At 68.1% G+C, this 22,534-nt stretch carries 22 protein-coding genes and 1 pseudogene; 15 read left to right on the forward strand and 8 right to left on the reverse strand.

What is annotated here, in order from left to right; translation table 11 throughout:
• Nucleotides 1-213 precede the first annotated feature (213 nt).
• Nucleotides 214-468, forward strand: coding sequence for a thioredoxin family protein (locus tag EJK15_RS73010; protein ID WP_206061157.1), 255 nt, complete (start codon nt 214-216; stop codon nt 466-468).
• Nucleotides 469-738: 270 nt separating this feature from the next.
• Here EJK15_RS73010 and EJK15_RS29025 read toward each other — a convergent pair whose 3' ends face one another.
• Nucleotides 739-1,539 carry a helix-turn-helix domain-containing protein gene (locus EJK15_RS29025; RefSeq protein ID WP_138713705.1) on the reverse strand — a complete coding sequence of 267 codons (801 nt, stop codon included), beginning with the start codon at nt 1,537-1,539 and terminating at the stop codon, nt 739-741.
• Nucleotides 1,540-3,084: 1,545 nt separating this feature from the next.
• Here EJK15_RS29025 and EJK15_RS29030 point away from each other — a divergent pair.
• Nucleotides 3,085-4,092: a phosphotransferase gene (locus EJK15_RS29030; RefSeq protein WP_171074591.1), complete on the forward strand. Its 1,008-nt coding sequence runs from the start codon at nt 3,085-3,087 to the stop codon at nt 4,090-4,092.
• A 36-nt stretch (nt 4,093-4,128) separates the two neighbouring features.
• Here EJK15_RS29030 and EJK15_RS29035 read toward each other — a convergent pair whose 3' ends face one another.
• The gene (locus tag EJK15_RS29035; protein ID WP_138713653.1) at nt 4,129-4,911 is read right to left on the reverse strand and encodes an SDR family NAD(P)-dependent oxidoreductase; all 783 of its coding nucleotides are present in this window, start codon (nt 4,909-4,911) and stop codon (nt 4,129-4,131) included.
• Between the two features lie 86 nt (nt 4,912-4,997).
• Here EJK15_RS29035 and EJK15_RS29040 point away from each other — a divergent pair, with 86 nt between their 5' ends.
• From EJK15_RS29040 to EJK15_RS29050, 3 genes are all read left to right on the forward strand, one after another.
• Nucleotides 4,998-5,855 carry a helix-turn-helix transcriptional regulator gene (locus EJK15_RS29040; protein ID WP_138713654.1) on the forward strand — a complete coding sequence of 286 codons (858 nt, stop codon included), beginning with the start codon at nt 4,998-5,000 and terminating at the stop codon, nt 5,853-5,855.
• 237 nt (nt 5,856-6,092) lie between these two features.
• On the forward strand, nt 6,093-7,322 hold the full coding sequence (locus EJK15_RS29045) for a Kelch repeat-containing protein (protein WP_138713655.1): 1,230 nt from the start codon (nt 6,093-6,095) through the stop codon (nt 7,320-7,322).
• Nucleotides 7,323-7,368: 46 nt separating this feature from the next.
• The gene (locus tag EJK15_RS29050; RefSeq protein ID WP_171074592.1) at nt 7,369-7,629 is read left to right on the forward strand and encodes an AAA family ATPase; all 261 of its coding nucleotides are present in this window, start codon (nt 7,369-7,371) and stop codon (nt 7,627-7,629) included.
• On the opposite strand, the gene EJK15_RS29055 is transcribed toward EJK15_RS29050, so the two are convergent.
• A complete protein-coding gene (locus EJK15_RS29055) occupies nt 7,604-7,822 on the reverse strand; it encodes a multidrug efflux MFS transporter (RefSeq protein WP_138713657.1) in 219 nt (72 codons plus the stop codon). The two genes, EJK15_RS29050 and EJK15_RS29055, sit on opposite strands and share 26 nt — an antisense overlap.
• Nucleotides 7,823-7,856: 34 nt before the next feature.
• Nucleotides 7,857-8,600, reverse strand: coding sequence for a TetR/AcrR family transcriptional regulator (locus tag EJK15_RS29060; RefSeq protein WP_138713658.1), 744 nt, complete (start codon nt 8,598-8,600; stop codon nt 7,857-7,859).
• Nucleotides 8,601-8,685: 85 nt separating this feature from the next.
• Here EJK15_RS29060 and EJK15_RS29065 point away from each other — a divergent pair, with 85 nt between their 5' ends.
• The 5 genes and pseudogenes from EJK15_RS29065 to EJK15_RS29085 all read left to right on the forward strand — a co-directional run.
• Nucleotides 8,686-9,072 (forward strand): hypothetical protein, encoded by a 387-nt coding sequence (locus tag EJK15_RS29065; RefSeq protein ID WP_138713659.1) that lies wholly within the window; start codon nt 8,686-8,688, stop codon nt 9,070-9,072.
• On the forward strand, nt 9,062-9,652 hold the full coding sequence (locus tag EJK15_RS29070) for an NADPH-dependent FMN reductase (RefSeq protein WP_138713660.1): 591 nt from the start codon (nt 9,062-9,064) through the stop codon (nt 9,650-9,652). Before EJK15_RS29065 ends, EJK15_RS29070 begins: the two co-directional genes overlap by 11 nt.
• A 19-nt stretch (nt 9,653-9,671) precedes the next feature.
• Nucleotides 9,672-10,421, forward strand: coding sequence for an SDR family NAD(P)-dependent oxidoreductase (locus EJK15_RS29075; protein ID WP_138713661.1), 750 nt, complete (start codon nt 9,672-9,674; stop codon nt 10,419-10,421).
• 259 nt (nt 10,422-10,680) lie between these two features.
• Nucleotides 10,681-11,355 (forward strand): antibiotic biosynthesis monooxygenase, encoded by a 675-nt coding sequence (locus EJK15_RS29080; protein ID WP_138713662.1) that lies wholly within the window; start codon nt 10,681-10,683, stop codon nt 11,353-11,355.
• 90 nt (nt 11,356-11,445) lie between these two features.
• A pseudogene (locus tag EJK15_RS29085) lies at nt 11,446-11,838 on the forward strand (SDR family oxidoreductase); the annotation flags it as partial.
• 194 nt (nt 11,839-12,032) lie between these two features.
• Here the strand turns inward: EJK15_RS29085 and EJK15_RS29090 are convergent.
• Together EJK15_RS29090 and EJK15_RS29095 are read right to left on the reverse strand one after the other, a co-directional pair.
• Nucleotides 12,033-12,836 (reverse strand): maleylpyruvate isomerase family mycothiol-dependent enzyme, encoded by an 804-nt coding sequence (locus EJK15_RS29090; protein ID WP_138713663.1) that lies wholly within the window; start codon nt 12,834-12,836, stop codon nt 12,033-12,035.
• The gene (locus EJK15_RS29095; RefSeq protein ID WP_171074593.1) at nt 12,833-13,447 is read right to left on the reverse strand and encodes a TetR/AcrR family transcriptional regulator; all 615 of its coding nucleotides are present in this window, start codon (nt 13,445-13,447) and stop codon (nt 12,833-12,835) included. Before EJK15_RS29095 ends, EJK15_RS29090 begins: the two co-directional genes overlap by 4 nt.
• 72 nt (nt 13,448-13,519) lie before the next feature.
• Here EJK15_RS29095 and EJK15_RS29100 point away from each other — a divergent pair, with 72 nt between their 5' ends.
• From EJK15_RS29100 to EJK15_RS29115, 4 genes are all read left to right on the forward strand, one after another.
• Nucleotides 13,520-14,308 (forward strand): SDR family NAD(P)-dependent oxidoreductase, encoded by a 789-nt coding sequence (locus EJK15_RS29100; RefSeq protein ID WP_138713665.1) that lies wholly within the window; start codon nt 13,520-13,522, stop codon nt 14,306-14,308.
• A 698-nt stretch (nt 14,309-15,006) separates the two neighbouring features.
• Entirely contained in the window at nt 15,007-16,029 is a 1,023-nt protein-coding gene (locus EJK15_RS29105) for a ThiF family adenylyltransferase (protein WP_171074594.1), read from the forward strand.
• Nucleotides 16,008-17,291, forward strand: coding sequence for a hypothetical protein (locus EJK15_RS29110; RefSeq protein ID WP_138713667.1), 1,284 nt, complete (start codon nt 16,008-16,010; stop codon nt 17,289-17,291). Before EJK15_RS29105 ends, EJK15_RS29110 begins: the two co-directional genes overlap by 22 nt.
• Nucleotides 17,292-17,832: 541 nt before the next feature.
• A complete protein-coding gene (locus tag EJK15_RS29115) occupies nt 17,833-18,171 on the forward strand; it encodes an arginase family protein (RefSeq protein ID WP_138713668.1) in 339 nt (112 codons plus the stop codon).
• A 45-nt stretch (nt 18,172-18,216) separates the two neighbouring features.
• Here the strand turns inward: EJK15_RS29115 and EJK15_RS29120 are convergent, their stop codons facing one another.
• Nucleotides 18,217-18,417 carry a DUF6891 domain-containing protein gene (locus tag EJK15_RS29120; protein WP_138713669.1) on the reverse strand — a complete coding sequence of 67 codons (201 nt, stop codon included), beginning with the start codon at nt 18,415-18,417 and terminating at the stop codon, nt 18,217-18,219.
• 278 nt (nt 18,418-18,695) lie between these two features.
• Between EJK15_RS29120 and EJK15_RS29125 the strand changes: the two genes are divergently transcribed.
• Nucleotides 18,696-19,694 carry a nuclear transport factor 2 family protein gene (locus EJK15_RS29125; protein ID WP_171074595.1) on the forward strand — a complete coding sequence of 333 codons (999 nt, stop codon included), beginning with the start codon at nt 18,696-18,698 and terminating at the stop codon, nt 19,692-19,694.
• Here the strand turns inward: EJK15_RS29125 and EJK15_RS29130 are convergent.
• Nucleotides 19,687-22,374, reverse strand: a complete 2,688-nt coding sequence (locus EJK15_RS29130) for an ATP-binding protein (RefSeq protein WP_138713671.1) — start codon at nt 22,372-22,374, stop codon at nt 19,687-19,689. The two genes, EJK15_RS29125 and EJK15_RS29130, sit on opposite strands and share 8 nt — an antisense overlap.
• Nucleotides 22,375-22,534 lie beyond the last annotated feature (160 nt).

Below are 22,534 nucleotides of genomic sequence, written 5' to 3' on the forward strand. Positions count from 1 at the left end.
TCCCGGTCCCCACCTGACGCCATCACGGACGCCTTTTCCTCATCGCTCACCACGACGGTCTTCAGCCAACGCAGCATGAGGCGGTTTGAAGCCTCCCTCCGCAGGGCGACTTCGAAGGGCCACGACCTTCATCATCCGAGCAGCATCGCTCCAGATCGCTCTCCTACATCGAACTCTCCTTCGCGTTCAGGACACACGGCCACACCCATCGCATTGATCACGGACAGCTTCGATGATGACTTGGCCGGCGCAGGAACACAGCCGTTCCTGGTGGACTTCCGGGTGCAGGGGTGCGGCCCGTGTAAGGCGCTGGCCCCGGTGCTGGAGGAGGTCGCAGCCGAGCAGGCGGACCGGCTCAAGGTGGGCACGGTGCAGCTCGAGAACGCACCGGAGCTGGCCGTCGCCGTGTGTGCGGGCGCTGACGCGTTGGTGATCTTCAACGCGACCCGAGAACGGTTTGGGGACTGATGTCGGCGCTTGAGCGAGCCGGCGCATCCCGGTTTGCGGAGGAGGCCAGGCGCCAGTTCGGGTACGTGGGCGGCTCGTCCGCGCGGTAGGCCCTCGGCTACCGCCCACGCGGCATCCACCGCCCCGAGCCGGCAGTTTAGCTAAATGGTCTTCGGCCGGAGGAGCAGAGCCCACACGACTTGCTGATTCAGCACCGCTTGACGCATCGACCAGGGCAGAGAACGGCCGGCCGATCAAGGTCCGTGTCCGCAACCGCTCAGCTCAGCGAGGTCATAGGGCGCATGTCGGCAGTGCCGGATTGTCGCGGGTGCGTATACCGGACAGCCATGCGTGGCCGCGGGGTACGTCGTTCAACTGGACTCGGTACCAGCGGGTGCTTTTGGTGCCGATTTCGTCGGTGACCTCGTCGCCGTCGTAGAGGACGCAGTCGGCGTTCAACGTGTCGTCATGCCACACGCGGTAGCTCACCACATTCTGGGCGTCATAGTTCAGCCGTGGGTTGATCGCCAGGCCGATGCTGCAGCCTGGGGCTCTGTCGCTGCGGTTCCTGCAGCGTTCCTCGATGTTGAAGACCCGCATGCGGGCGGTGGCGCCGGAGTCCGAGACCACGGACGTGTCCGGTCCGTCAACGAAATTCAGCGAGGCGATCACGATTGCGGCCATCGCCGTCAGGACGGTGACCGTCGCGGTCGCGAGCGCTAGTGGGCGACGGCGGTGCGGGTGTTGTGGCGGTACGGGTGTGTCCGCGGACGATGCTGATGATGTTGCGATGTGCTCATTGTCGGTGACGTTCGTTGCTCTTTCGTCGGGCGCGGTTAATGATGATCGTGACGCATCGGCGAGTGCCCACAGTCGATGTAGCTCCCGCAATTCCTCGTTACTCGCGCCACATGCCTTCGCGAATGTGTGAACCGCGCCGTAGCCGGTCGGAATCTTGGTTCCTGAGCAGTAGCGGTGAAGGCTTGAACTACTGATTCCGGTGCGCTGGGCCAGCTGTTCGAAGCTGATCTCGGCGCGATCTTTGAGTGCCCGTATCTGGGCGGCGAACCGCTCGGTTTCCTTTGATCGCATCACGTGACCCCCGTACGACCATGCGACCTTCGTATCAGCACCGTTTCCAGCGTCCCACCCGTATCCCAGCCGGTCGGCGAAGACACAGGTTACAGCCGGAAACCAATCCCACCATCCCATCTCGACGCGCTTTCTTGCAAGGCGCTTTTCGCAGTTGCGAAGGTACCTGTTGCAGGGAAACGGCAAGCGCCGAGGAAGGATCTCTGCGACTTGAGAAGGAGCCCTGTGACTTGGAGAGTCGCAGGTGCTTGGAGAGTCACAGGTGGAGAAAGATTCCCAATCGAAAGGCGAATGATTTCGGACGTTTCGAGGAAAAGGAAATTCGCCAGCGACAATGCTGGACGTCCGCAAGCTCAGCAAGAAAGAGGTACCGTTTAATGCGTACAGCGATCAAAGCAGGACGACAGCCTCTGAGGGGGGTGCTGGCGTCGGCGACGGCGATTGCCGCCCTCTTCTCGGCTCTTTCGGCCGGAGCGCATCCGGCGGCGGCGCAGCCGGCCGAGCGAAACGCGGCGCAGCCGGCCGAGCGAAACCAGGCGGCCCGCGTCCCGCACGTCAAACCTATTAGAGGAGGATCAGTAAAGCACGCGGACTTCCCGCACACCCGTCTGGGTCTCATACGTGCGGGAAAATGGGTTCACCGGCGCGGCAACTGCGGTGATTCGTTCTGCACCATCCAATACTATCCGCCGAGGAATACGTATCGGGCATACAAGATGTTCGGGTGCGGCACGTTCAGACTCCACGATTTCCAGGGGCGCTTCCACACGCACAATCACGGATCGTTGCGGGTGCACCTCCTCGACAGGAATCAGAGCGTAGATCGCAGCATCGCGCCCGGCGGGAAGCCCGTTGTGAAATGGGGCCCGATCTTCTTCGTGAAGACATGTAACAGGTCCTGATCGGTGAACGTGGTGTGTGGCCGATGCGGCGGTGGCATCGGCCACACAGCGCGTAGTCGTACGCGGCGTCCCAGTAGCGCTGCTCGCGCCGCTTGCCGGTCGCCACGGCCAGGTCGATGAGCAGGTGGCCGAAGCCGGGGCACCACAACAGGACCCGACGGCGACGAGCCTCGGCAGCCACGCCGCACACACCTCAACGCACCGGATCTCCGACTCCGTGGAGGCCGGGATTTCCCGAGGACGGCTCCCGCCCAGAATAACGCCCATCGTCAGGGGATGACTTCTATGTCAACGGCAAGGGGACCGCGGCGGCCGCAAGTCACAGCCGCCATGCTCAAGGAGTGCGTGATGCGTCTGAGCGGTTACAGGGCGGGCACATAGGACCGGGCGGTAATGGTCCGGGTGCACGCCGCCCGGCCACGATGGCTCGCATCAGCCCTTGGTCGTCGGCGTGGATGAAGTTGTCGCTTTCCGCATGGTCGAAAGCGCCCCCACCGCCTGAGTTACAAGCCCTCATCGACGCCGTTACCGCAGGCCAAGGCCTACACCTCTACCACCCACCTTGATTCAACGGACTAACGCTAGTGTGGTGCTCCAAAAATTCGTCGAATAAATGCTTACGCCCCCTCTAGGATCGAAGCTTGTGACGGACGACTACTCCGAGGTGTTCCGGCGGTTCGGGATCGAGCCGCAGGAGTCGACATATCTCTACGCACCCGTATTCCGCGGTGTGATCGGCGGAGTGGCCGTCGCCGTCAAGCGCACCCACTCGCCCGAGGCCATGGGCAGGTGGGTGCGACACCTTGCGGGCGTGGGGGTGCCAGTGGTGACGCCGCTGGCCGGGCCACGTCGGATCGGCGGGTACGACTGGGTCGCCTATCCGTGGATCGATGGGCGCACCTACGACGGCTCCCCGGCGGACATATGCGCCGCCGGCGACCTGCTGGGGCGCCTGCATGTAGCCGGTAACGCCGAAGGCTCAACCGGTCTGCCCGGCTTCGAGTGGCCTGATCACGACGAGGAGTCGGTCGAGGAGGACGTCACGGGTCTCGACAAGGTACTCAAGGCCTACCGGCCGGACCTGCAAGGGGAGGTGCTCGGTCGGTTCGAGCCGCTGCTGCGGTCGTTCATGGCGACCACCCTCCCGGCCATCCGCGACGCCGACCTGCCAGTGGCCGATGTGACCATGGACTTCAAGGCCGTCAACCTCGTGTACAGCCAGGCCGGACCCGTACTGGTCGACCCCGATAACGGGGAACGGGCGCCGAGGTTGCTCGACCTGGCCCTGGCCGTGCTGCTGTTCCACAACGACCTGCCAGATCGTCCGGCGAGGCTGTTCGACGAGATGGAATGGGCCGCCTTCCGCGATGCCTACCTTGGGCACGTGCGGTTGACGGTGCGAGAGCGGGAACTGTGGCCGGCCGCTCTCACGTACATGCTGCTGGAGTGGGGAGTGTGGACGGCCGTCAACGGGGGCGAGGTCGGCGACTGGGACGATCCGCGGCAAGCGGCCTTCCTCGCGGATCTTCTCACCGTGGACATCACGCGTTACCCGTTGGAATGGTTGGCGCCTGGGACAGTCCGCCAGCCGCCCATCTCAGGCACCTCTTTGCTGCCGCATACTGATCTCGCCGGCCCTCTCGACGATTGACGGGGTTACGGCGACGGCTTGCCCGGGCTCTCCCTGTCAGGCGCCGGCGCCGCCGTCGACCGGCACGATCGCGCCGGTCACCATCGAGGCCCGGTCGCTGAGCAGCCACGCGGCCACCTCGGCCACCTCGCGGGGCTCGGCCAGGCGGCCGAGTGGGGTCGCCGCGTTATTGCGCTCGACGATGCCCGGGGATACCGCCTCCCACCTGTCGATCATCTCCGTGGCGGTGCCTCCGGGGGTGATGCCGTTCACGCGGATCCCCTGCCGCCCCCAGGTCACGGCGGCAGTCTCGGTGATGCTGTTGAGCGCGCGCTTCATCGCGCCGTACGCGGGGAGGGCGGGGTTCGCGCGGCGGCTGCCGATACTGGAGGTGTTGACGATCGCCCCGCCACCGCCCCGGCGCATGAGCGCGGCCTCGGCCGTCATGGCAGTCCAGTGCGCCCGGAAGTTCACCGCGAACTGCTCCTCGAGGTCCTCGTCGCTCGTCGTGTCGAGCGGGCCGGGCTGCTGGATCGCCGCGCCGTTGTTGAACGCGCCGTCGAGCCGTCCGTGCAACTCCTCGACGCGGTCGACCGTGGCGCGGATGCTCGCACGGTCGGCGAGGTCCACGGTCACGGCATCCGCGACGCCGCCGCCGGCGCGGATCTCGGTGACGATCCGCTGGAGGGCGTCGGTGCTGCGGGCGGCGAGCACGACGGCGGCGCCCTCGGAGGCGAAGAGCCGGGCCGCGGCCGCCCCGATGCCGCGGCTGGCGCCGGTGATGAACACCACCTTGCCGGTGAGCAGGCCGATGGGTGTGATGTCGATGTTGTTCGTCATGACGACAGTGTCAGGCCGGCCTCCAGGCCGGATGCAGGCACAGGCTGTACCAGGATCCGACGCCGCGCAGCGTGCACACTTGGGGTATGGACAAACAGGAACTCGGGGCGTTCCTCCGTAGCCGACGCGAGCGGCTCCGGCCGCAGGACGTCGGCCTCCCTTCGGGCCCACGACGCCGGACACCGGGTCTTCGCCGCGAGGAGGTGGCGGTCCTCGCGCACATCTCCACGGAGTACTACGTCCGGCTCGAGCAGGGCAGGGCGCCGCGACCCTCAGGCGAGGTCCTCGCCGGGATCGCCGGCGCGCTGCGGCTCACCGACGCCGAGTCCGATCACCTCCACATCCTCGCGGGCACGGCGCCGAGCCGTACCGGACTGCATCGGCGCGACGTCCGCCCGAGCATCCTCACGCTCCTCGAACGGCTGCCGCAGACGGCCGCCTTCGTGATCTCCGCCGCGTTCGAGGTGCTCGCGTGGAACGACCTCGCGGCCGCGCTCATGGAGGACTTCGCCGAGCTCGCCCCCAAGGACCGCAATCTCGCGCGCCGCGCCTTCCTCCCATTGGCGCGCCCCGACGCGACGCTCTACGGCATCTCCGACGCCGCGGAGTTCCGGCACCACGTCGTCATGGAGCTGCGATCCACCCTCGCCCGGTACCCGTCCGACCCCGCGGTGACCGGCCTCGTCGAGGAGCTCCGCGATGCCAGCCCCGAGTTCGCCAGACTTTGGGAGCGGCACGACGTGCAGGCTGCGCCGATGCTCACGAAGACTTTCCGTCACCCGGTCGTCGGGGAGATCACCGTCGACTGCGACTCGCTCACGCTCACGGACCGCGACCAGCACCTCGTGCTCTACAGCGCGCCGCCAGGATCCCCTGGCGCCGAGGCCCTTGCTCTTCTGAATGTCCTCGGAGCCGAGTACGTCAAGGCGAGCAGGTCACTCTGACGGAGCCGGACACGACGGATGCCTCTCTCCAGGATGGTGGCGAGGGCGTCGCGGAGTTCGGGTGGGGCGTTGGGCCGGTCGATGGCCATCAAGGGTCGTAAGACCCGGTCGTAGACCTTGGGTGGAGGTGGGCGAAGATCAGGCCGTCGCGGGTGAGGGTGTAGCGGTTGCGGCCGGGCACGCGGTGGATCAGTCCGTTGCGGCCAGTCTGGCAGACCCACGGCGGTTACCTGGTGAATGCATCTGGATACGGACGATAACGATCCTGGATGGACCTCGCGCGGCCTGGAGGTGGGACATATGCGCGGACCGATGACCCGTCGCCAGCTCTTGGCCGTTGGCGCCGCGGCAGCCGGAGGCATTCTCGTCGGTGGCGCCGCCTTCCTCGATCAGGGTGAGGAGCCCTCTGAGGGCGACGAACTGCACGTCACCCCCGCTCCGCTTCCGAAAGCGCCGCTCGCCGCCCGGACCGGCCATTCCGCCACCTGGACGGGCAGCGAGTTGGCGGTATGGGGCGGATGGAACGGCGACAAGGCGCGATCCCGGTATCTCGCCGACGGTGCGCTGTACAGTCCGGGCACCCGGTCGTGGCGGGTGATGGCCAAGGCGCCACTCTCGCCTCGCAGCGATCACCTGGCGGTGTGGAGCGGCGCGGAGCTGCTCATCTGGGGCGGGAGCGCACCAGAGCGGTTGCACGACGGCGCCGCGTACAACCCTCGGAGGAATGCGTGGCGCGCCCTCCCAGACGCGCCTTCGGAGCTGTCTGCGGCCGAGCCGCTCGTCCAAGGCGGCAGCATCATCTTCGCCCCCGCTCGATACAAAATCCCGGTGGGCGAACCCGCCACGCCGCTGCTGCTGGTTTTCGACCGGCAGCACGAGCGGTGGCGCTCCATCAAGGCTGGCGGGGTGCACGTCGTCGACATAGTGGCCGACAGCGCAGGGGTCGTCGTGCTCACCTTCGACCCCTCCAGAAGGGTTCTGGCGACGCGACGACTGGACCGCGACCTGGCTCGCCTCGAACCGGCAACGACGCTGCCACTGGGTTCAAGCGTGAATTCCGCGGGGCTGCTGCAGGGCGGGACCGGGCTGGTAGGGGTCTTCAACGAAGGCCGCCGAAGCCGCATCGTCGAGCTGGGAGACGGCACCCGATGGCGCGAGGTGGGCCGGTTCTCCTCCCCGGTCTTCCGCTCGAAAGCCGAACTGCACGGAGATGAGGCACCGAAGCGCCTGTGGATAGCAGGTAACCGCATCTGGTCGGCATCGTCGTACGGTGTCGCCGTCTACGACTCTCGCACAGCTCGATTGCGGTCGGCGTCGAGGGCGGTCGCGTTCGCGGGCGGATGCCCCACCGGGATGACTCCAGCGATCGCCGGGAACCAGCTGCTGATGTGGGGCGGACGTGGCTGCGACGGCTCCGTCAGCGGAGATGACGCGACGGGGATGACGGTGGAGCTTCTTGCGGCCTGAGCGTGAAGCGACTGACCGCCCGAGTCGTCGAGCTGGGGTCGCCGCCTTGACGGACCGCCACCCGCTCTCCCTCTCCGGTGGCCAGCAGCAGCGACTCGTCGTCGCCGCGGCCCGGCTCAGCGCCCGCCGGATCGTCGTGTTCGACGAGCCCAGCTCCGGCGTCGACCGCCGCCACCTCCACTCCATCACCCAGGTCATGCGCGATCTCGCAGACGACGGCGCGGTCGTCGTCCTCATCAGCCACGACGACGAACTCCTCGCACTCGCCGCCGACCAAGAACTCAGACTGCGTCCCATCGACGCGTAAAGCACGGGCCCCAGACCCGCCTGCCCGAGTACAGCGACAGCAGGGTGAAGGCGCCGTTCGCGCCGAAGCCGAGCAGGACCGAAGCTGCGTTCACGGTCGCGAAGCGGGCGTCGGCGAAGAGCCGGACGGGCAGCACCGGCCTGGACTGTCGCCATTCGACGATGGCGAACGCCGTCCCGGCGGCCGCGGCCATTCGTCGAAGGGGATCAGGAGCAGAGCCTTCCCGATCATCGAGGGATGTCAGACGTGATTTGCGCGCTGATTCCGTTGAGCACACGATCCAGCCCGTGCTGGAAGCGCTCGGCGGGGGCAAGGTGCGCGGTCCTGGATTCCAGCACGGATCGGCTGAAGAGGGGATAGGCGCCCGACGCGACGATCTGGCGCACGTACGGGCCGATGTAGTCGCGTTTCCAGCGCTCCGGGTCCAGGCCGGTACGGCGAGCCTCCTCCAGCCAGCCGATCTCGCGGCGGATCGCGCTGTGGACGTAGTCGTTCACCATGCCGACGAAGCCGGTCATCTCGTCAACGTCGAGGCCGAGCCCGTCGAGGGCGCCCAGGGCGAACTCGTGCACGCGCAGCAGGTTCGGACCCAGGGTCGGGCGGCCGCTGAGGAGGGCGATCAGCCAGGGGTGGCGCAGGCCGGCGGCCCGGATCTGGTGGGCGACCAGGGAGAGGCCGGAGCGCCAGTCGTCGGACGGCTTCTCGGGGAGATCGAGCTCGCCCATCACCATGTCGATCATGAGGTCGAGCAGGTCGTCTCGTCTCGGGACGTAGCGGTAGAGGGACATGGCACCGGTGCCCAGTTCGCCCCCGATCCGGCGCATGGTCGTGGCCTCCACCCCTTCGGCGTCGGCGATCCGGACAGCCACCCGGGTGATCTGCTCCCGGCTGTAGCCGGGCCGCCGCCCGGGCCCCGAGCGCTCCACGCGTTCCGGCCGCATCCAGATGCTGATCAGTTCCTCATCGGACATCCTGCATCCTCCGCTCTCTTGCGTACATCGTACTTGAATGGCTATGGTCCTATTTCGAGTACGCAGTACGCGATTGGAGGAGCGCGTGAACCGATCTCTTGGTATCGGCCTGATGGGGGTGATGCTCGGCATGATCACAGCCCCGCTGGACGGGATGATGCTCGGGCCTGCCCTGCCGACGATCGTGGGTGACCTGGGTGGCTTGGAGTACTTCTCCTGGGTCGCGACGGCCTACCTGATCTGCATGGCCGCCGCGACGCCGATATGGGGAAGCTTGGCGATCTCTAATGGACGGCTTCCGACCGGTGAACTGCGCGCCGAACTCGACCGGGTACGCAGACTCGGCGTCACCGGCGTCCCGGTCTTCCTGATCGAGGGACTGCCTCCGCTGGCCGGATCCCAGACCGAGAACACGCTGTTCGCGGCCCTGAAAGAGGCCGCGCAGAAGAAGGGAAGAGACCATGTCCAATAGCACGACGCTGAGGCTGGCCGTCATCGTCGGCAGCGTCCGTGACGGCCGGTTCGGGCCCACCGTGGCCACCTGGTTCGCCGACGAGGCGGCCCGCCGCGCGGACCTCGAGGTCGACCTGATCGATCTGGCGGACGTGCCGATCGGCGCCGCTGCCCCGTCCATGTCCCCGCCGGCGCAGGTACTGACGGCTCTGAGCGACCTTACGCCGCGGCTGGAGGCCGCCGACGGGTTCGTGGTGGTGACTCCGGAATACAACCACAGCTACCCGGCGGCGTTGAAGAACGCGATCGACTGGCACAACGCGCAGTTCCACGCCAAGCCGGTGGCGTTCGTGTCCTATGGCGGCCTGTCGGGCGGCCTGCGCGCGGTGGAGCACCTGCGGGCGGTCTTCGCCGAGCTGCATGCCGTCACCACCCGGGACACGGTGAGCTTTCACGGCACGTGGGAGTGCTTCGGTCCCGATGGCCGGCCCAAGGATCCGCACGGGCCCGCCACGGCCGCCAAGACCCTCCTCGACCAGGTGAGCTGGTGGGCACGGGTGCTTCGCGACGCCAAGACCACCACCCCCTACAACGCATAACGGGAAAGGCATGATCAGCATGACGACATTGACCGGCAAGACGGCGCTGGTGACCGGCGCCAGCAGGGGAATCGGTCGAGCCATCGCCACCCGGCTCGCCCGGGAGGGCGCCCGGGTCGCCATCCACTACGGCACCAACGAGGCGGCGGCCGAGGAGACGGTCTCGGCCATCGAAGAGACCGGAGGGCAGGCCTTCGCCGTCCAGGCCGCGCTGGGTGTACCGGCAGACGCCGAAACGCTGTGGGCCGGCTTCGACGCCCACGCCGACGGGCTGGACATCCTGGTCAACAACGCGGGCATACTCGGCGACCAGGCCGAGATCGACGGCGTGACGCGAGAGGGCTTCGAGCGACTGTTCGCGGTCAACACGACCGCTCCGTTCTTCATCACGCAACTCGCACTGCCGCGGCTACGGGACGGCGGCCGGATCATCACCGTCGGCACGATGCTGACCCGAGGCGCGGCCATGCCCGGGGCGATCGACTACGCCATGTCCAAGGCGGCGCTCGACGTGCTCACCACCGCGCTCGCCAAGCAGCTCGGGCCGCGTGGCATCACGGTCAACACCGTGGCGCCCGGCGTCATCGACACCGACATGCACCAGGGACGCCTCGTCGGAGAGGCCCTGGCCTGGCTATCGTCGCTGACGCCGCTGGGCCGGCTGGGCACGCCGGAGGACGTCGCCGGCACGGTGGCCTTCCTGGCTTCGGACGACAGCCGCTACGTGACCGGGCACCGCCTGGACGTCTCGGGCGGGACGACCATGTAATCCATCACCCGATGGGAAAGGGACGCGTCAGCGGCTCTGGAATCGTCCCGGCCGACCCGGCCGCGACCATGACGGGCCGGTGAACAGGCTGAGAGCCCGGCCAACGCGCGTCGCGTCGGCCGAGCGGGCTGCGCTCAAATCAGGTGCAGCCCGCCGGCTGCTCAGGGTTCCTCCGAAAACGGGCCGCGCGCTGCGATCGGCCCCGTCCGGCCACCCGTACGTGGCCTGATTCACCCATGCGTGCAAGTGAGGAGAAGAAATGATCCACGATCGCGACCGGATGCCCGACCTCGCCAGACATGACGTGGGCGCCGTTTTGGTCACCCAATGGAACGCCGACGTTCCCGGGCGCCGGCAAACCAAGGTGGAGCAGATGTTCGCCCGGCTGGAGCGCCTGCCGTGGCCACCGCAGACCATCTCGTTCAACGCCCTGGTGAGCACCGACGGCGATACCGTCCTGACCTACGCACAGTGCGCAGGAGAGGCTGACAGCCGGTTCGTCGCCGCAATCACCGACACCGAGCCGATCGAGTATCGGCCGTACCGCAGCATCGGCCGAGACGACCGGCCGGTCCCTGGGTGCATCGTGGTGGTGAGCGTCGAGCTCGAAGGGCCGGACCCGCAGCGGCAGCAGCGATGGGTCGACACCGTTCTCGACGCGATGGCGGCCGAGACCGAGCCGCACCCCGGCGGCATCTCCGCCCACTTCCACCTGAGCACCGATGGCACCCGGATACTCAACTACGCCGAGTGGATCGATGAGGACTCCCATCGCGACGCCCTGGCGAGATCCGGGCGCGGCACGGTGGGGACCGCGCCCGAATGGCGCGCCGTTCAGGAGTTCCCGGGCGTGAAGTCCGGCGGATTCACGAGGTACCGCCTGCTGCGCAGCGCCGCCGGCTCGCCTTCGACGGGACAGCCCGCGCATGGATGAGACACCGACCAACTCAGCGTCCCAGGCTCGAACCGAGCGGGCCCTTCACCTGCTACTGACAGGAACGATGGGGTGGATATCGTGATTTTGGTGACAGGGGCAACCGGCAACGTCGGCGGGCAGGTCTTGTCCCAACTCCTGGACATCGGCGTGAACGTACGGGCGTTGACCCGCGATCCCCCCAGGTCGGCTCACCTGCCCGACGGCGTCGAGGTCGTGCGCGGTGACCTTAGCGCGCCCGAGACCCTTGAGGCCGGGATGCGCGATGTCGACGCGGTGTTCATGATGTGGCCTCTCCCCACCGCCGAGCTCGCGCCCGCGGCCATGGATGTGGTCAAGAAGCACGCGCAACGGGTCGTGTTCCTCTCCTCGGGGGCGATTCGCGACGACCTCGCCGAGCAGAGCGGACCGATTGCCCAGCTCCACGCCGATGTGGAGCGGGCGATCAAGCATTCCGGAGTGGAATGGACGTTCTTGCGACCACATAGTTTCGCGACCAACACCCGGCGATGGCTGACCCAGATCCGCGCCGGCGACGTCGTGCGTGGCGCCTACGGAGAGGCGGCGATGACCCTCCTCCACGAGCGGGACCTCGCGGCCGTAGCGGTACACGCACCACCAGAAGTAGCGGACAAGCGGTCCGGGGCTGTCTGGGAGGCGGGCTTCCCGTGCCCTGATCAGATGACGTTGACGGTGTCGAGGAAGCGGGCGGCGAGCTCGGTGTCGCCGGTGACCGTCACGTCGCTGTCCCGCCAGGACGACCGCTGCGTGCCCCAGTCGGGGAAGGTCAGCGCGGGGGCGGTGACGTGCGCGGCGACCGCGCCGGTGGATGGAGCCAGGCCGCCTGCCTCGTCGATCCACCAGGTCCCGCCGCCGGGGCCGGTGAGAGTCAGTGCGACGCGGGCGTCGAGCCCGGCGACTGGCGCCTGCGCGACCTGATTGCTCAGTACGGCGATCATCCACGTCAGGACCGCGCGCATCCTGTCTGCATCGGTGGGCGGCACGGGCCGGCCGAGCGCTGGGGCCATGTCGTGGCACAGGTGGGTGTGATGGTCGAAGACGAGTGCGCCGCCGATCATCAGACCCATGGGGTAGCGACCGAGTTCGGCCAGCGGTATCCGCACTCGGGTGGCGGGCGTGCGTCTGACGACGTCGAGGAGCGTGGTGGCTCGCCGGCTGGCGCGCTGGTACTCGGCCATCACATCGGCACGGCTCCAGTCTCGCCGCCGGTCGACGGGGTCTTGGTTCACCTGTTCGAGGCTGGCGGCGAAGATCGTGCGCAGCCCGGCGGGTGTGTAGAAGCTCCGCGCCGTCGCACCGATGTGGGCGACGATGTCGGCGATGCGCCATCCGGCTGCGGCGCTGGGCGCGGTCCATTCGTCGTCGGTGAGGCTGCCGGTGAGGTTCAGCATCTCGGCGCGTTCGGCGCGGAGGGCGGCGGCCATGTTCGGCAGATCCGCCGCGGGCAGGCGATCGGTCATGTCATCTTCTTCTCTGGTTGTGAGGCGGGACGGCGGATCGCCTGCACGGCCGCGTCGTAGAGGTCGAACTGGTCGACCTGTCCGCCCAGATGCATCCACTCTTCTGTTGCTGCCTGAAGGCAGGTGATCGCCGCGGCCGCGATCGCGCGCGCTTGCAGGGCGCGGCGGTCGGAGTCGGGCAGTCGTGGCTCGATCAGCGGTGCGAACAGGTCTTGCCAGCGAGCCTGCTTCTCGGCGTGCCCGGCGCGCAGGGATTCATTGCCGAACAGCAGCGTGATCATCTCGAGCCGGCGCTCGGCCGTGAGGTCTATCTCCTCGAGCACCTGGAACGCCGCACGCAGCGACGTCCACGGGTCCTCGTCGGCCGGGCGCTCGGCGAGCCGCGCGGCGATCGATTCGCCCTGCTCGGACAGGCCGTTGAGCGCGAGGTCTTCCTTGTTGCGGAAGTAGTTGAACAGGGTCCGTTTGGAGACACCCGCTGCGGCGGCGATCTCCTCGAGTGTCGTGTCGTCACACCCCTTGGCGGCGAACAGTTCGAGGGCGGTCCGGGCGAGTAGGGCGCGAACCACCGAGCGGGTCTGCTCCCGAAGAGGTGCCGGTTTCTGAGCCATGCACCGATGGTACATTTCTTCATGCGATGCAACAACTTGCATTCAGTGCAACGGCGTGCGTAGAGTGCAGCCATGAGCGAAATCGACTATCGCCGCCAGACCGTCATCGTCACCGGAGCGAGCTCCGGGCTCGGCGCGGAATTCGCGCGCCAGTTGGCCCGTCGCGGCTCGGATCTCGTACTCGTCGCCCGCCGGGCGGACCGGCTCAAGAAGCTGGCCGACGAACTCACCCGCGCCCACGGCGTCACGGTGACCGTCATCGCCCGCGACCTCGGCCTGCCCGACGCCGGCCGCACGCTGCGCGCCGAACTCGAATCCCGCGGTATCTACGCCACCGGACTCGTCAACAACGCCGGCTTCGCCACCCACAACGCCCTCACCGACGAGGATCCAGACCGCCTGCAGAGCATGATCGCGCTGAACATCAGCGCGCTGGTCGACCTCAGCCGCGCCTACATCGACCCGCTGACCTCCGCCGACACCGGCATCCTGATCAACGTCGCGAGCCTGCTGGGCTTCCAGCCGACCCCGTACCTGAGCGTCTACGGCGCCACCAAGGCCTTCGTCCTCAGCTTCACCGAATCGCTCTGGGAGGAGAACCACGACACCGGCCTACGCGTCCTCGCCGTGTGCCCCGGCGCCACGCAGACCGAGTTCTACGACGCCGCCGGCAGCCAGACGGCCGACTACGGCACGAAGCGAGCCACCCCTGCCCACGTCGTCAGGACCGCCCTCGACACGCTCGACCGCCGCTCCGCGCCCCCGTCGGTGATCACCAATGGCCGCCCGCTCGCCCTCGCCAGCAAGTTCCTGCCGCGCCGCCAGACCGTCCGCCTCATGGGCCGGATGGCCCGCCGCTAGCCGGCACTGCTCCTCCATCACCCCCACCAGCAGCAAAGGAACAACATCATGACCATCACAGAAGTCACCCCACAGCCCACGGACGCGGAGCGCTTCGGTTAAAGTGCCGAGTCAGATCACTCGCCAGCAGGCGCGACACTCACCGGGCACGAGACTCCAATGCCGCCGATTCCGCAATACCCGTTCCGGCCAGGTTGAGTGCGCCGCATCGTGTGACGGATCGTGGGCCCTGCGCCCCCCCGGCACAGCCAGGACGACTCCAACCCGGGGAGATGGTTTCAACGGTTCCACAGGTGGCGATCTACGCCTCTCCCGAGGTTGCCGAAATGGGATCGAGTAACGGAACGCGTTCGATCCGTGTCAAATGCGATCTTACATCTGGATCGGTGCGTAGGTAAGATCACTGATCAACAGCCGACCTCCGACCCTTACGGGAGGCAGCATGGAGAAGCGTGATCAGGTAACCGACGACAAGAAGGCCACCAAGAAGATCAAGCTCGAGATCAAGCGGCTTGAGAAGGTCGAGACCACCGGGCTGCGTGAGGGCGGCTGATCTTTAACGGGTTCGCCGGCCGGTCAGGGCACACCTGACCGGCTTCCTTTCTCTTGCGACCTGGAAGGTTCTTGTGCGCGTCCCCCGCATCAAACGCGTTCATCAGCCCATGGCTTTGCCTGGTGATCGCATCATGATCGGCCTCATGCAGCAGGGCATATCCTCCGAGATCCAGGATGACGAGGAGGGCTCGATAGCCCGCGTGATCGTCCTTATGGACGGCACACGTACGGTCGACGAGGTCTGCGCCGCCTTCGCCGAAGCCGATCCCGACGTCGATGAGCACGACGTACGTGAGGTCATCTCGGGGCTGATCGCCAACGGGTTCGTCGAGGAGGCCGGCGCGCCGCTGCCGGTGAATCTCACCGATCGCGAGGCCAAGCGCTACGATCCGGCCAGGAACTACTTCGCCTGGATCGACCCGGTTCCGCGTAGCTCGCCGTACGAGATCCAGTCCAAGATCAAGGATGCCACGGTCTGTCTGCTCGGCGTCGGCGGCACGGGCTCGGCTGTGGCGGCGGGGCTGGTCTCCAGCGGCATCGGGGCTCTCCACCTGGCCGACTTCGACACCATCGAGGAAGCCAACCTCACGCGCCAGCTCCTCTATACCGAGGCGGACATCGGCCGCCCCAAGATAGATACCGCTGTCGCGCGCCTACGTCAGATGAACAGCCTGGTCAAGGTCACCGGAAGCACCGTGAAGGCCGGCGGATCCGACGACATCGCCAGGCTGATGGACGAGTGTGATGTGTTCATCCTGTGTGCGGACGAACCTCACCCGGACATCATGTTCTGGACCAACGACGCGGCGCTGCGCACAGGTACGCCGTGGTTCGTCAGCTTCTACACCGGGCCGATGGCCGTCGTCGGATCCCTGATCCCGTATCAGACCGGGTGCTGGATGTGCCTGCGGCGCCAGGAGGACCAGCGCGAGTTCAAGGCCCACGGCCGCTCGCTCACTGAGGAACGGCCCAACGCCGTGATCGCGGCCAGCGCCAACATCAGCGGGCACCTGTGCGCCCTCGAGGTGATGTACCACCTCGGCGGCCTGCCCGCACAGGCCCGCGGCCGCGTCTTCCACTGGAACTACGGCATGTGGGACCACTCCTACTACATCGACATCCCGCACTACGACGACTGCCCGGCGTGCGGAGCCGGACCGTCGTGACCGCCGTGCCGATCAGCGCCGAGAGCCTCATCGGCTTCCACCGGCTGATCACCCGCGCGGACGACGACGATCCGGATGTCGTGGTGGTGGGCAGGGCGGAGATCGGGGAGTTCATCGAACTGCCCGCCGTGTACGGTGAGGCGATCCGGCTCCTGCGCGAGAGGCTGCCGGTCAGCGCTGTGGAGCAGCGTCTGGCGGCCGAGCAGGACGTGGAGATGGACGTCGCCGAACTCGTCGAGGCGCTGACAGAGCTCGGCTTCGTCGACTCGGTGGACAAGCGCCGGCTGCCCGATCCCGCCACGGACGCCCCGCGCAGCCACTTCCCGTGGCTGACCGACCGGCACGTGAGCTGGATCTTCAGCCGGCCGATGAAGCTCGCATGGCTGCTGGTCGTGGGGGCGGCACTGATCACGCTGGCGGTCAGGCCGGACCTGCTGCCGCACTACACGGACTTCTTCTGGGGCGAGTACGTCGGGCTCACGGTGCTGGTCAACACCGTGATGGTGTCGTTGACGCTCAGCACGCACGAGATGATGCATCTCATGGCGGCCCGGTCACTCGGCGTGCCGGGGCGCATCGGTTTCGGCACCCGGCTGCATAACCTCGTCGTCCAGACCGACGTCACCGGGGTGTGGGGCGTGACCAGACGATCCCGGTATCGCGTCTACCTGGCGGGGATGGCCTGGGACTTCTTCCTCATGGCGTCGCTGACCCTGCTGGTCGCCCACGTGGCTCTGCCGCCACTGACGAAGGCCCTGTTCCAGGCGCTGGTCGTGGCAGTGCTCATGACCATCCCCTTCCAGCTCCAGGTTTACATGCGCACGGACCTGTACTACGTCCTTCGCGACCTGCTGCGTACCCGCAACCTCTTCGACGACGGGCTCGCCTTCGCCCGTTACCTACGCGCGAGGACCGTCGCGCGCCTGCGCCGACGCCCTTGCCCGATCGAGGACCCGACCAGTGAGCTCGCACCTCACGAGCGGCGGGCAACCCGCGTCTATTCCGTCTTCCTGATCATCGGCGCCACAGTCTCGCTCACCGCGTTCGCGCTGTTCGCCGCCCCGATCGCGATCGTCGCGCTGTTCCGCGCGATCGGTGCCATCGTCGACGGCTTCAACGGCGGCTCGGCACTGCTGGCGCTGGACTCCGGGCTACTGCTCCTCATCGAGGGCGCCATTCAGGCGCTCTTCGTGGTGACCTTCGTCCGAAACCATCGGCACTGGTTCAGGTGGCGCCGCTCAGCCGATCAAGGCTCTGCATAGAGCAGGGATCGGCCGTTTGCTACTTGGAGTAGCAAATCGGTTCCATGGGCATGCCTTGGGCGAGAGTTCGGCCCAGGAGACGGGCCGGCCGCCAAGGTCAGCGTGTCGCTGGGACGACTCCACCACCGCATCGGCTCGTGTCTGACGGGGGATGGATGTGGCGGGCATCTACGGGTGTGGTCGTCGGCCGGCAGGGAGGAATTCGGATGGCGCATCGCCCCGGAAGTCATTCACGTACGTACGAATTTGGGCCTGGTACCCGGCGTCGAACGGCTCGGTACGGCGCTGCTGGATGAAGGATTGGCCGAGGGCATCGGCGCGAGTGTCGGGCCGGTGGTGGAGGCGCCGCCGTACTCGGGGACCGCGCTCACCCGAGCCGGCTGCTCAACGCCGAGGCGATGGCCGAGGTGGCGCTGCGCCAGGCCGACGTGGTGGCGGACGCGATCGAGGGCGGCCGGTTGCCGGTGGTTCTCGGTGGGGACGACAGCGTGATATTCGGTAGTTTGCTGGCGCTGCGTCGGCGAGGCACTTACGGTTTGGTGTGTTTCTCGACGCGCACATCGACTTCTATCCGCCCAGCGACTCGCCGACAGGTCAGGCGTCGGATTCCGAGATGTATCTCGCGTTCGGCTACGGTGCGGATGTGATCGCGAACGTGGACGGGGTACGGCCGTTGGTCACTCCTCGGGCCGCAGCGTTGATCGGCCACCGTGACTCTGACGAGTGGCGGGACACCGGCGTGGCGCTGTCCGCCACCGATGCCCTGGTCGTGTGTGTCGACGTAACGATCTACAATCCCTTGCTCGACCCGGACGGCGAGGCACGGCGTAACCTCACCGGCTGCTTGATCGACGCGTTCACCGCGCGCGCCGCGTCGTAGTGCGGCCTCACCTGCCCGGTGGACCTCGCACCCGCCGGGCTGATGTCAGGCGATGAGACGTCTGCGCCAGTCGATCGGTGTGACGGTGATGGCCTGATCCGGATCGCCGTTCCCTTCGGCGGGGAGGCCGGCCCGGGCCGACGCGGAAGTGTACGCGGAGGCGACGGCGAGGGTTCGCGAGGCGGGTGCTAGCCGTCCCGAGATCGTCAAGCTCGACCAGGTGATCGAGCGTCTTGGCACGCTCATCGATCACATTCGGGTGGAGAAAGGACCCCCTAGCGGCTTCCCCTCGCCGCCCTGAGACCACGCCAGACTTGATCGCTGACAACGGACGGCCATCGCCCCGGACAAACCTTGGCTCCTGCAAGGGCGAGTACAGCCAGACCCAGTGGCGCTTCCCGTGACATACCTGGTGCGGCACGCCTGACTACCGTCACGTTGACAGATTCGCCGCGAAGAGGATCGGCCTAATTTCGGTGTCACCTGAAAGAACATCGAAAGGGCAGGTCATGAAGGCGACGCGGATGGCAGGGATGGGTCTCGCGGTCGGGGCGGTGCTTGCGCTGTGCACGATCGTGAGCCCGGCGCAGGCGACCGACGAGGGCTGGGACAGAGCGGGCTGCGCGGAGGCGCGGCCGGAGGTCACCTCCATCAGCGGCTGGGTGTCGCCCAACGCGTGCACCTTCATCAAGCGGCAGATCAAGTTCGGCAAGGTCACCACGCCCGACCGGGTGAGCGCCTACGTCGACATCTGGTCCAAGGACGCGACGCTGTGGGAGCCGGCGAAGGCGAGCAGGCTGCCGCTCCAGGGTGAGGAGGCCATCAGGAAGGCGATCAGCCAAACGCTCGGCCTCGTCCCCGACTTCCGCTTCCGCGGCACGCGCATCGCTGTGAACGGTCCCGCCGTGATGTTCGAAGCGCACAACGAGGCCACGGTCAAGGGACACGAGATCGCCTACCCTGCGGTCTACCGGGTCCAGCTGGCCGACGGTGGCAAGGTCGTCCAGGGCCGCCGCTACTACGATCGGCACACCTGGTTCAAGCCGCTCGACCCCGAGTTGCCCGACCCTTTCGCCGACGTCGCCGACGGCAGCACCCCCGACCAGGGCCGCAAGCCCGTCCTCGACCCCGACGAACTCGTCGCCCGCGGCGAGGCGTGGAACAACGAGGATGCGGAGGCCCTGGTGGGACGGCTCACCGGCGCGCCACTGTCCGCCCCTGGCCTGAACGGCGGCACGCTGCGCACCACGCAGGGCAAGCTCGACTACCTGAAGAGGTTCTTCGACCAGGTCAGCGACGTCCAGCTGCAGCCGGGCCAGGCAGTCAAGGTCGACGGCGCGACATACCTGGAATGGCACGGCACGCTCCTGCCCAAGGGGCAGACCGAATCGGTCAGTTTCGGCATCATCGAGCGCGTCGGCGACACCAGTGGCATCTCGAGTGACTGGACCCTGACCTTCGACCGGCTGCCGCTCGTCGCCGACGAAGCGAAGATCATCGAGCTGTACGGCAGGCTCAGGTAACGATCGCGGCCAGCTCCGCCCGCGAGGAGATCCCCAGCTTGGGGAAGGCCTTGTAGAGGTGGTAGCCGACGGTGCGCGGGCTGAGGTACAGCTGGGCCGCGATGTCGCGGTTGGACGCGCCCGTGGCGGCCAGCCGTACCACCTGCCTCTCCTGCGCGGTGAGGACGCTGAGCGGGTCGTCCGCCTGGCGTGGGGCTGCGGGAACGTCGCCGGTGGCGCGCAGCTCCGCGCGGGCCCGCTCGGCCCACAGCGCCATGCCGAGCCGGTCGAACGTCTCCAGGGCGGCGCGCAGCTGGGCGCGGGCGGCGGCGCGCTTGCGCGCACGACGCAGCCACCCGCCGTAGAGCAGCCGCGTGCGGGCCTGCTCGTGCGGCTGCTCGCCCTGCTCGTGCACCCGCACGGCCTCGTCGTACAGATCCTCGTCGTCCTCGACGAGGGCACGGCAGCGCAGTGCGACCGCATCGGCGGACGGCATGCAGACGCCGGCCGCCCAGTCCAGGTAGTACGCCAGGGGCTCGAGCGCCAGCTCGGGTTCCCTGGCCCTGACCGCGGCCTCGATCCGGTCGGGGGCGGAGAAGACGGACACCGGCGCCATGGCGGGGGAAATCCTCTCCAGGATGCCCAGAGACGCCTCTGGACGGCCCAGCGCGAGCTCCAGCCGCCCGAGCCCGGCCACCGCGACCGCCTCAGCCGCTCGGAGCCCGCGCGCTCCCGCCTGTTCCAAGGCGGCCGCGGCCGCCGCCCGGCAACCCTGCTCGTCACCCAGCTCGCCGCGGGCCAATGCGAGCAGTGCGGTGAGCGCGACCGATCCGTTCCGCTGCCCCAGGTCGCCGACCATGGGGATGATCTCCTCCAGTCTGGCCGCCGCTTCGCGATACCTGCCGAGCAGCATCTGCGCTTGCAGCCGGGTCTCCACCGCGACGGTCAGCCAGCCACCCATGTCGTGGGCTCTGCACTCGGCCTCGACGCGCGCCGCGACAGCCTCGCCCTGACCGTAGCGCCCGGTCGGCGCGCACAGCTGGGCCACGAGGAGCAGACCCGGCACCTGGAGCGCGGACAGATCCGGAGCGAGCACCAGCCCCTGCATGAGCGTGACCGCATCCTGCAGCTCGCCGTTGATCAGTGCGGCCAGCCCGAGCGCACCGCTCGCCAACGGAGAGCCGATCTCGGGCAGGGCCCTGAGCAGCTTCGCCGCCTGCTCCGTCAGGCCCGGGTCACTGGCGTACCACCCGCAGCGCACCGCCTCCACGAGCAGGTAGGCCGCCCGCTCGGCGTCCAGCGGGGCGACCCGCTCCGCGCCGGCGATGATGAGCTCGCCGGCCGCGGCCTGGCTGCCCTGCTCGAACTCCCGATGGGCACGCACCTGGATCAGGCGGGCGAGGGCCAGCGGGTTCTGGATCTCCTCACTGGCCCGGTCAGCCAGCGTGCCCGCGCGAGTCGGCTGGCCCGCGTCGCTGGCCGCCACGGCCGCCGCGGCCAGCCGTACCGAGCGCTTGGCGGTGTCGGGGGTGAGCTCGGCGGCCCGTTCGTAGGCCGCGGCCATGGCCGCATAACCGGAACGGGTGCGCGCCCGTTCCGCGGCCAGCTCCAGCTCGTGCGCCACCTCCTCATCAGGCATGGTCGTCGCCGCGGCCAGATGCCAGGCCCGGCGGTCGGCGTGCTCGCCGCCGTCGAGCACCTTGGCGAGCGCAAGCCGTACGGCCACCCGCGACGTCAACGGCACGTTCTGGTAGGCAGCGGCCCTGATGAGCGGGTGCCTGAAGGCCACCGCGGCTCCGTTCACCGTGACCAGTTTGGCCTGCTCCGCCGCTTCCAGGTCCGCCAGCCTGGCGGAGAAGGACTCGGCGGCGCGCAGCACGATGCCCAGGTCGCCCGTGTCGTCGGCGGCGAGCACCGCGAGCAGGGCCTGAGCCGTGCTGGGCAGCGCCCTGATCTGCTGCTGGAAGGCCTCCTGCACCCGGTTGGCGACCGGAATCGTGGTGAACGGGTTCAGCTGCCCGGCCTGCTGCTCCGCGGTAAGCGTGGACGGTAGCTCGATGAGCGCGAGGGGATTGCCGCCCGCCTCGGCCAGGACGCGGTCACGCACTTTCGGCGCCAGATCCCTGGCCGACTCGGCCAGCAGCGCGACGGCGGCGTCGCGGTCCACCCCGTCCAGCCACAGCTCCGGCAGCCCTTGCGGGTGGAACTCCTCCCTGCCCGCGAACACCAGCGCGATGCCTTCCGCGTCCAGCCGCCGCGCCACGAACACCAGCGCGTCGATGGACGCCCGATCGAACCACTGCGCGTCGTCGACCAGGCAGAGCAGCGGCCCGTCGCCCGCGACCTCGGCCAGCAGGCTGAGCACGGCCAGCCCGACGAGGAACCGGTTCTCCGGAGCCGCCGCGCCCAGCCCCAGCGCGCCCCGCAGCGCCGCCGCCTGTGTCTCGGGCAGCGCGTCGATCCGGTCAAGCTCGGAACGCAGGAGCAGATGCAGGGCGGCATACGGCAGCTCCGCCTCGGACTCGATGCCGACCCCGTGAAGCACCCGCACCCCCGCGGCCTGCTCCGTCAGATGGCCGAGCAAGGCGGTCTTCCCGATACCCGGCTGCCCGCGCACCACCAGCACACCACTGCGCCCGGACCGCGCGTCCGCCAGCAGCCGATCCACCTGAGCCTGCTCCGCAGCCCGCCCGTACAACATGGCCGAAAATCTAGCGGAACGCGCGTCATGCCTCCGGCCTGGCAGCGGCGGCGAAGGCCAGGGCTGGAAATGCCCGCCCAGCGTGCGAGCGGGTGAACGTGACCTGGCACTACCGTCGGGTCGGGCGCCAACGGCCTCGTCTTCCTGACCGTCGCGGCGA

It is taken from the genome of Nonomuraea basaltis, assembly GCF_005893125.1.
Classification (GTDB): Bacteria; Actinomycetota; Actinomycetes; order Streptosporangiales; family Streptosporangiaceae; genus Nonomuraea; species Nonomuraea basaltis.